The 510-nt window shown below is 69.6% G+C and carries 1 pseudogene; it reads right to left on the reverse strand.

The window, feature by feature from the left end:
* Positions 1 to 510: pseudogene (locus ABEA87_RS42440) on the reverse strand (error-prone DNA polymerase); the annotation flags it as partial.

Below are 510 nucleotides of genomic sequence, written 5' to 3' on the forward strand. Positions count from 1 at the left end.
TCCGGGCCCACTCCACCGGGCACACCTCGATCACCGGCCGGTCGCAGATCACCATGCCGCCGGAGTGGATGCCCAGGTGCCTCGGGAAGGTCTGCAGCCGGTTGGCGTACTCCACGACCTGCTCCGGAATACCCTCCACCTCGCCGCCGTGACCCCACCGGTCGATCTGCTTGCTCCACGCGTCCTGCTGACCGGGCGAGAACCCGAACGCCCGGGCCAGGTCGCGCACCGCCGAGCGGGGCCGGTACGAGATGACGTTGGCTACCTGCGCGGCGTGGTGGCGGCCGTATTTCTGGTACACGTGCTGGATGACCTCCTCCCGCCGGTCGGATTCGATGTCCACGTCGATGTCCGGCGGTCCGTCGCGCTCCGGGGCGAGGAACCGCTCGAACAGCAGGCCCCAGCGCACCGCGTCGACGTTGGTGATGCCCAGCGCGTAGCAGACCGCCGAGTTGGCCGCGGAGCCCCGACCCTGGCAGTAGATGTCGTGCTCCCGGCAGAACTCCACGA

The sequence above is a fragment of the Rugosimonospora acidiphila genome, assembly GCF_039543385.1.
Lineage (GTDB): Bacteria > Actinomycetota > Actinomycetes > Mycobacteriales > Micromonosporaceae > Rugosimonospora > Rugosimonospora acidiphila.